The sequence below is a fragment of the Streptomyces milbemycinicus genome (assembly GCF_002154605.1).
Classification (GTDB): Bacteria; Actinomycetota; Actinomycetes; order Streptomycetales; family Streptomycetaceae; genus Streptomyces; species Streptomyces milbemycinicus.
Genome location: NZ_MUNE01000021.1, coordinates 1 through 8,610 on the forward strand (window position 1 = coordinate 1; position 8,610 = coordinate 8,610).

Annotated in this window: 6 protein-coding genes; 5 read left to right on the forward strand and 1 reads right to left on the reverse strand. The window is 73.2% G+C overall.

The annotated features are described in order from the left end of the window. The 5 genes from infB to CCN51_RS01630 all read left to right on the forward strand — a co-directional run. Positions 1-2,571: translation initiation factor IF-2 (infB, locus tag CCN51_RS01610; RefSeq protein ID WP_107425887.1), on the forward strand; the 2,571-nt coding region annotated here is incomplete at its 5' end. Between the two features lie 123 nt (positions 2,572-2,694). Beyond that, positions 2,695-2,991: a DUF503 domain-containing protein gene (locus CCN51_RS01615; RefSeq protein ID WP_014175998.1), complete on the forward strand. Its 297-nt coding sequence runs from the start codon at positions 2,695-2,697 to the stop codon at positions 2,989-2,991. A 72-nt stretch (positions 2,992-3,063) separates the two neighbouring features. Further along, positions 3,064-3,594 carry a 30S ribosome-binding factor RbfA gene (rbfA, locus tag CCN51_RS01620; RefSeq protein WP_014175997.1) on the forward strand — a complete coding sequence of 177 codons (531 nt, stop codon included), beginning with the start codon at positions 3,064-3,066 and terminating at the stop codon, positions 3,592-3,594. Beyond that, complete coding sequence (gene truB, locus CCN51_RS01625) at positions 3,591-4,514, forward strand: tRNA pseudouridine(55) synthase TruB (protein ID WP_014175996.1); 924 nt, start codon at positions 3,591-3,593, stop codon at positions 4,512-4,514. Before rbfA ends, truB begins: the two co-directional genes overlap by 4 nt. Before the next feature lie 381 nt (positions 4,515-4,895). Further along, positions 4,896-5,879 carry a bifunctional riboflavin kinase/FAD synthetase gene (locus CCN51_RS01630; protein ID WP_014175995.1) on the forward strand — a complete coding sequence of 328 codons (984 nt, stop codon included), beginning with the start codon at positions 4,896-4,898 and terminating at the stop codon, positions 5,877-5,879. A gap of 117 nt (positions 5,880-5,996) precedes the next feature. Here CCN51_RS01630 and CCN51_RS01635 read toward each other — a convergent pair. Next, positions 5,997-8,610: nucleotide-binding protein (locus CCN51_RS01635; protein WP_107425889.1), on the reverse strand; the 2,614-nt coding region annotated here is incomplete at its 5' end.

Genomic DNA, 8,610 nt, shown 5'->3' on the forward strand with positions numbered 1-8,610 from the left:
GGCGGCGGTCGTCCCGGCGGCGCTCCGCGTCCCGGCGGCGAGCGCGCTCCGCGTCCGGGCGGTCCCCGTCCGGCCGGTCCGCGTCCGGGCAACAACCCCTTCACCTCCGGCGGCTCCACCGGCATGGCGCGCCCGCAGGCGCCCCGTCCCGGCGGCGCCCCGCGCCCCGGCGGCCAGGGCGGCGCCGGTCCGCGTCCGCAGGGCGGCCAGGGTGGCGGGCAGCGTCCTGCCGGAGGCCCTGGTGGCGGTCACGGCGGCGGCCACGGCGGTCCCCGTCCGACCCCGGGCGGGATGCCGCGTCCGCAGGGCGGCCAGGGTGGCGGTCCCCGTCCCGGCGGCGGCCCGCGCCCGAACCCGGGCATGATGCCGCAGCGTCCCGCCGCGGGCCCGCGTCCGGGCCCCGGTGGCGGCGGCGGTCGCGGTCCCGGCGGCGCCGGTCGTCCCGGTGGTGGCGGCGGCGGTCGTCCCGGCGGCGGCGGCGGCTTCGCCGGTCGTCCCGGTGGCGGCGGTGGCGGCGCTGGCCGTCCCGGCTTCGCAGGCCGTCCGGGTGGTCCCGGCGGTGGCGGTGGCGGCGGTGGCTTCGGTGGCGGCGGTGGCCGTCCCGGCTTCGGCGGCCGTCCGGGTGGTCCCGGTGGCCGTGGTGGCACGCAGGGCGCCTTCGGCCGTCCCGGCGGTCCGGCGCGTCGTGGCCGTAAGTCGAAGCGGCAGCGTCGCCAGGAGTACGAGGCCATGCAGGCCCCGTCCATCGGCGGCGTGATGCTGCCGCGCGGCAACGGCCAGACGGTCCGGCTGTCGCGGGGTGCCTCGCTCACCGACTTCGCGGAGAAGATCAACGCCAACCCGGCGTCCCTGGTCCAGGTGATGTTCAACCTGGGCGAGATGGTCACCGCGACGCAGTCCGTCTCCGACGAGACGCTGCAGCTCCTCGCCGACGAGATGAACTACAACATCGAGATCGTCAGCCCGGAGGAGGAGGACCGCGAGCTTCTCGAGTCCTTCGACATCGAGTTCGGCGAGAACGAGGGCGGCGAGGAAGCGCTCGTCTCCCGTCCGCCGGTCGTGACCGTCATGGGTCACGTCGACCACGGTAAGACCCGACTGCTGGACGCGATCCGCAAGACGAACGTCGTCGCGGGCGAGGCCGGCGGCATCACCCAGCACATCGGTGCCTACCAGGTCGCCACCGAGGTCAACGGCGAGGACCGGAAGATCACCTTCATTGACACCCCGGGTCACGAGGCGTTCACCGCCATGCGTGCCCGCGGTGCCAAGTCGACCGACATCGCGATCCTCGTGGTGGCGGCCAACGACGGTGTGATGCCCCAGACGGTCGAGGCGCTGAACCACGCCAAGGCGGCCGATGTGCCGATCGTGGTCGCGGTCAACAAGATCGACGTCGAGGGCGCCGACCCGACCAAGGTGCGCGGTCAGCTGACCGAGTACGGCCTGGTGGCCGAGGAGTACGGCGGCGACACCATGTTCGTCGACATCTCCGCCAAGCAGGGTCTGCACATCGACGCCCTCCTGGAGGCCGTCGTCCTCACCGCCGACGCCTCGCTCGACCTGCGGGCCAACCCCGTCCAGGACGCGCAGGGCATCGCGATCGAGGCGCACCTCGACCGCGGCCGCGGCGCCGTGGCCACCGTGCTGGTCCAGCGCGGCACCCTGCGGGTCGGCGACACGATGGTCGCCGGCGATGCGTACGGCCGCGTCCGGGCGATGCTCGACGACAACGGCAACGCCCTGGATGAGGCGGGCCCCTCGACCCCGGTCCTGGTGCTCGGTCTCACCAACGTCCCCGGCGCGGGCGACAACTTCCTCGTCGTCGACGAGGACCGCACCGCCCGCCAGATCGCCGAGAAGCGCGCCGCGCGTGAGCGCAACGCGGCCTTCGCCAAGCGGACCCGCCGGGTGTCGCTGGAGGACCTGGACAAGGTGCTCAAGGCCGGCGAGGTGCAGCAGCTCAACCTCATCATCAAGGGCGACGCGTCCGGTTCGGTCGAGGCCCTGGAGTCCTCGCTGCTCCAGCTCGACGTCGGCGACGAGGTGGACCTGCGCGTGCTGCACCGCGGTGTGGGTGCGGTCACCGAGACCGACATCGACCTGGCGACGGGCTCCGACGCCATCGTCATCGGCTTCAACGTGCGCGCCGAGGGGCGTGCCACGCAGATGGCCGAGCGCGAGGGCGTGGACGTCCGCTACTACTCGGTCATCTACCAGGTGATCGAGGAGATCGAGGCGGCCCTGAAGGGCATGCTGAAGCCGGAGTACGAAGAGGTCGAGCTCGGTACGGCGGAGATCCGCGAGGTCTTCCGCTCGTCCAAGCTGGGCAACATCGCGGGTGTGCTCATCCGCTCCGGCGAGGTCAAGCGGAACACCAAGGCGCGCCTCATCCGCGACGGCAAGGTCATCGCGGAGAACCTCAACATCGAGGGTCTGCGCCGCTTCAAGGACGACGTCACCGAGATTCGCGAAGGCTTCGAGGGCGGTATCAACCTCGGCAGCTACAACGACATCAAGATCGACGACGTCATCGCCACCTACGAGATGCGCGAGAAGCCGCGCGGCTGACGCGCTGCTGCTCATCCGGGGCCGGTCGGCGGAGTATTTCCGTCGATCGGCCCCGGCCATTGCGTGTACGGTTTTGAAGAGCCTGCACACCTAAGGCCCCACGGGTGGCTTGACCCGGACTGCATGTATGTAGGGACGCTGTCCTTCGACCTGCTCCTCGGCGACGTACGGTCGCTCAAGGAGAAACGCTCCGTCGTCCGCCCGATCGTCGCCGAACTGCACCGCCGCTTCGCGGTCAGCGTGGCGGAGGTCGGAGACCAGGACCTCTACCGCAGGGTCGAGATCGGCCTCGCGGTGGTCTCGGGGGACGCGAGCCATCTGACGGACGTACTCGACCGCTGCGAGCGCTGGGTCGCCGCACGGCCCGAGGTGGAACTGCTGTCGGTGCGGCGCCGGTTCCACGGCACTCACGACGAGTGAGGCAGGGCCGGCCGAGGCGCCTGAGCGTCCCCGACCACCGATTGTCGAACCGAAGAAGAGAGAAGAAGACGCATGACCGACACCGCGCGGGCACGCAAGCTGGCTGACCGCATCCGGGTCGTGGTCGCGGAGATGCTGCAGCGGCGGATCAAGGACCCGCGGCTCGGCTACGTCACGATCACCGACACCCGGGTCACCGGTGACCTGCGGGAGGCGACCGTCTTCTACACGGTCCTCGGCGACGACGAGGAGCGGGTGGCCTCCGCGGCGGCCCTGGAGAGCGCCAAGGGCGTGCTGCGGTCCGAGGTCGGCCGGCAGACCGGGGTGCGCTTCACCCCGTCCCTGACGTTCGTCCCGGACGCGCTGCCGGACAACGCCCGGACGATCGACGACCTGCTGGCCAAGGCCAAGGCGGCGGACGCCCAGGTGCGCGAGACGTCCTCGGGCGCCACGTACGCCGGTGACGCCGACCCGTACCGGAAGCCCGGCGAAGACGCTGAGGAGGCTGCGGAGGCCGAGGAGGCCGCCGAGGGTCCTGGCGCCGCCGATGGCGCCCGGACCGACGGCGCCCGTACCGACGGCAAGGGCTCCTCGGACGCATGACACGCAAGGGACGGGCCGGCTCCACGGCCCCGGACGGCCTGGTGATCGTCGACAAGCCGGCCGGCTTCACCTCACACGACGTCGTGGCCAAGATGCGCCGCTTCGCCGGGACCCGGCGGGTCGGCCACGCCGGGACGCTGGACCCCATGGCCACGGGCGTGCTCGTGATCGGCGTGGAGAAGGCCACCCGGCTGCTCGGGCACCTGGCGCTGACCGAGAAGGGTTACTCGGCGACCATCCGGCTCGGCCAGACGACCGTCACGGACGACGCGGAGGGGGAGATCACCTCCTCCGCCGGCGTCGCCGGGACGGCTCTGACCGCAGTCGAGGCCGTCGAGGCCGGGATCGCCGCGCTGACCGGGGACATCATGCAGGTGCCCGCCAAGGTCAGCGCGATCAAGATCGACGGCAAGCGCTCCTACGCACGGGCGCGGGAGGGCGAGGACTTCGAGATCCCGGCGCGGCCGGTGACCGTGTCGTCCTTCACCCTCCACGCGCACCGCGAGGCCAAGGCGGAGGACGGCACCCCCGTCCTCGACCTGGACGTCAACGTGGTGTGCTCCTCGGGCACCTACATCCGGGCGCTGGCCCGCGACCTGGGCGCCGGGCTGGGCGTCGGCGGTCATCTGACCGCGCTGCGGCGCACCAGGGTCGGTCCGTACGGGCTGGCCGCCGCCAGGACGCTGCCGCAGCTGGAGGAGTCCCTTCAGGTCATGCCCATCGCCGACGCCGCGGCCGCCGCCTTCCCGCGCTGGGACGTCGACGAGGACCGGGCCCGGCTGCTGGGCAACGGTGTACGGATCGGTATGCCGGCGCGGGAGGAGACCGGGCCCGTGGCGGTCTTCGGGCCGGAGGGGCGCTTTCTGGCCCTGGTGGAGGAGCACAAGGGCAAGGCGAAGAGCCTGGCCGTGTTCGCCTGAGGCTGCCTGCGGGGGCGCGCTGCCTGCGGCGTGCTGCCGGTGCATGCTGCCCGGGGCTCCTGGCCTGGGGATTTCTGTGGTCCCCTTGGGCCGCTCCGCACCGCGGGGCGGCCTTCGCCGTTCCGCGGTGCGTCGCGCCCCCTTTACCCCCCTAGGGTCTCTGTCCACCCCAACGCCCGAATTCACCCCATCGGGCAGGCGCTCAGGATGGTCGGCGGGAGCGGAAGGGGGCGCGTTCCGATGTGTGGGCACCGCTGCCACCTGCACGGACGCCGGTCGGGGCGGCTTGTCGTGCCGACCGATGCGAAGCGTACGCCGACGACATGGCAGTCTTAGACCTGCGAAGTGGACAGACATGAGTTCGGGCGAGGAGCGGGCACAGTGCAGCGCTGGCGTGGCTTGGAGGACATCCCCGAGGACTGGGGACGCAGCGTCGTCACCATCGGCTCCTATGACGGGGTGCACCGGGGACACCAGGTGATCATCAGCCGTACGGTGGCGCGCGCTCGTGAGCTGGGCGTACCGGCGGTCGTGGTGACCTTCGACCCGCACCCCAGCGAGGTCGTGCGGCCGGGCAGCCATCCGCCGCTGCTCGCCCCGCACCACCGGCGGGCCGAGCTGATGGCCGGGCTGGGCGTGGACGCGGTGCTGATCCTGCCCTTCACGGCGGAGTTCTCCCGGCTGTCGCCCGGCGACTTCGTGGTGAAGGTGCTGGTCGACAAGTTGCACGCGCGGGCCGTGGTGGAGGGCCCGAACTTCCGCTTCGGCCATAAGGCCGCCGGGAACGTCGCGTTCCTGCAGGAGCTCGGCACGACGTACGACTACGAGGTCGAGGTCGTCGACCTGTACCAGCGCGGGGCGGCGGGCGGCGGCGAGCCGTTCTCCTCCACCCTGGTGCGCCGACTGGTCGCCGAGGGGGACGTCGCGGGGGCCATGGAGGTCCTGGGGCGGCCGCACCGCGTCGAGGGCGTGGTGGTGCGCGGCGCCCAGCGCGGGCGCGAGCTGGGCTTCCCGACGGCCAACCTGGAGACCCTGCCGCATACCGCGATCCCGGCCGACGGGGTGTACGCGGGCTGGCTGACCGCCCAGGGCGAGGCCATGCCGGCGGCGATCTCGGTCGGCACGAACCCGCAGTTCGACGGTACGGAGCGCACGGTCGAGGCGTACGCGATCGACCGTGTGGGCCTGGACCTGTACGGCCTGCACGTCGAGGTGGACTTCCTCGCCTATCTGCGCGGCCAGGAGACGTTCTCGTCCATCGAGGCCCTGCTCGAGCGCATGGCGGTCGATGTGAAGCGGGCCCGCGAACTGGTCGAGGCGGCCGACTCCCCCGAGGCCGCCTTCCGGGTCGGCGACAGCCGCTGACGCCGTCTGCTGCGGCGGCGTAGGCGGCGACCGAACGACGAAGACGAAGACGAAGACGCCGGACGGGCTGGATCCAGCCCGTCCGGCGTCTTCATGTCTGCCTCGTCGGCGCCGCGCTCAGCCCTGGGGCCCGCCCGGCTGCTGCTGCCAGCCCTGCCACGGCTGCCCGGGCTGTCCCGGCTGCTGGCCGTGCTGAGCGGGCTGTCCGGGCTGTGCTGCCTGGCCAGGCTGCTGGCCCTGCTGACCCGGCTGCGCCGCGCCCGGATAGGGCTGCTGGTTCTGCTGAGGCTGCTGCTGCCAGCCCTGCTGCGGCGCACCCGGGTAACCGGGCTGGGCGGGCTGGCCGGGCTGCGGATACCCGGGCTGTGGCTGTCCGGGCTGCGGGTACCCCGGCTGTCCCGGGTACTGGGGCTGGTGCTGCTGCGGGTACGGCTGCTGGGGCTGTTGCCCGTACGCGTCGCCGTGCTGCTGCCCCGGCAGCGGCGGAGCCATCTGAGGCGGCTGCCGGCTGCCGTCCGCCGTCCACAGCCCCTGTGCCTGCTGCGCGCGGGCGAAGTCCTCGGCGACCATGGCGGAGAGGTTGAAGTACGCCTCCCGCGTCTTGGGCCGCATCATGTCCAGGTCCACTTCCGCGCCCGCCGCCAGATGCTCGTCGAACGGCACGACGATCACGCCCCGGCACCGGGTCTCGAAGTGCGACACGATGTCCTCAACCTTGATCGTCTTGCCGGTCTCCCGGACCCCGGAGATGACCGTGATGCTGCGCGAGACCAGATCGGCGTAGCCGTGGGCGGAGAGCCAGTCGAGGGTGGTGCTGGCGCTGCTGGCGCCGTCCACGGAGGGGGTGGAGATGATGATCAGCTGGTCGGCGAGGTCGAGGACCCCGCGCATGGCGCTGTAGAGCAGGCCGGTGCCCGAGTCGGTGAGGATGATCGGGTACTGCTTGCCCAGCACGTCGATGACGCGGCGGTAGTCCTCGTCGTTGAAGGTCGTCGAGACCGCCGGGTCCACGTCGTTGGCCAGGATCTCCAGGCCGGAGGCCGCCTGCGAGGTGAACCGCCGGATATCCATGTAGCTGTTGAGATACGGGATCGCGGTCACCAGGTCGCGGATCGTCGCCCCCGTCTCGCGGCGCACCCGGCGGCCGAGCGTGCCCGCGTCCGGGTTGGCGTCGATCGCGATGACCTTGTCCTGCCGCTCACTGGCGAGGGTGGAGCCGAGAGCGGTGGTCGTGGTGGTCTTGCCCACGCCGCCCTTGAGGCTGATCACCGCGATGCGGTAGCAGGACAGGACGGGCGTACGGATCAGCTCGAGCTTGCGCTGCCGCTCGGCCTCCTCCTTCCGGCCACCGATCTTGAACCGCGAGGGCCCGCTGTTGTTGTTCTTCTTGGGCTTCTGCTTGCTGCGGAGCAGCCGGTCCGAGGACAGCTCGACCGCGGCGGTGTAGCCGAGCGGGGCTCCCGCGCCGCCCGTGGCCGGGCGCTGCCGCTGCTCCGGGCTGATGACGGGCCAGCCGCCGGTGCGCGGGTCGAGGGGGGAGTCGTTGTTGTCACTGCTGGGCGTGTTCGCGGCCTCGCCGGGGCGCGGGTAGCCGTAGCCGTCCTGCGGATTCTGCTGCGGGTAGCCGTAAACGGCCTGGGGGCCGGGCGCGGCGGCGCCGGGCTGCCCGGTCTGCCCGGTCTGTGCGGCGGCGGGGGTGCCACCGACAGGAGTGCCACCGGTGGGGGTGGCGTCGGCGGGGCGCGGGAAGCCGTAGCCGCCCGGCTGGCCCTGCGGGCCGGGTGCGACGGGTCCCTGTGCGCCCTGGCCCTGCGGCTGCTGCTGCTGTGGGTTCCCGGGTCCGGCGGCCGGGCCGGGGAAGCCGTAGCCACCCTGCTGCGGGGACGCCGGGGCCTGGCCGACGGCCGGGGGCGTGGGCTGTGCGGGATTCGGAACGGGGGCTCCGGGCTGCGGATATCCGTAACCACGGTTGTCAGGGCCGGGCTGCGCCGGACCGCCCTGCGGCACGGCGCCGTGCGGGCCAGGCGCGTTCGTGGCCTGGGGCGGTACGGCCTGCCCGGCGACCGGGGTGCCGTCGACAGGAGTGCTGTCAACGGGGCGCGGGAAGCCGTAGCCGCCCGGCTGGCCCTGCGGGCGGGGTGCGGCGGGTCCCTGTGCGCCCTGGCCCTGCGGCTGCTGCTGCTGTGGGTTCCCCGGTCCGGCGGCCGGGCCGGGGAAGCCGTAGCCACCCTGCTGCGGGGACGCCGGGGCCTGAGGATCGGTCGGGGTGCCGGGGGCGGGCTGCCCCTCGGTGCCCGGGGCCGGCGGCGGCCACGCGGCGGCCTGCTGTACGAACGAGCCGTCCGCAGCGGGCCCGCCGGTCGCGCCGGGCGCCTGCTGCGGGGCGTCCGTACGCTGCTGCGGAACAGGTGCGCCCGGACCCGCGGCAGCAGCGCCCTGGGACGGCCACGCCGCGCCCTGGGCGGGCTGTGCGCCGCCACCCGGCGCTGCGGGCTGGAAGTCCGGGGGCAGCGGGGGCAGACCGGCCTGCGGAGCGGCCGGCGGGGCCCACGCGGCGGGCTGCCGGCCGGACTGCGGCGGCTGCCCGGCGGGCGGCGCGTCCTGAGGCCCGGGCTCGGCGCCCTGGCCCTCAGGCGGCACGGCGCCCGCCTCTTCGGTGCTTTTGGCCCTGCGCTCGGCGATGTCGCGGCGCAGCGAGGGCACCCTGCGGTTCTCCACCGCCTCGCTGCGC

Excerpts from the sequence above, each read along its gene's own strand:
- CCN51_RS01615 (WP_014175998.1), top strand. The coding sequence starts at position 2,695 with ATGTATGTAGGGACGCTGTCCTTCGACCTGCTCCTCGGCGACGTACGG.
- rbfA (WP_014175997.1), top strand. The coding sequence starts at position 3,064 with ATGACCGACACCGCGCGGGCACGCAAGCTGGCTGACCGCATCCGGGTC.
- truB (WP_014175996.1), top strand. The coding sequence starts at position 3,591 with ATGACACGCAAGGGACGGGCCGGCTCCACGGCCCCGGACGGCCTGGTG.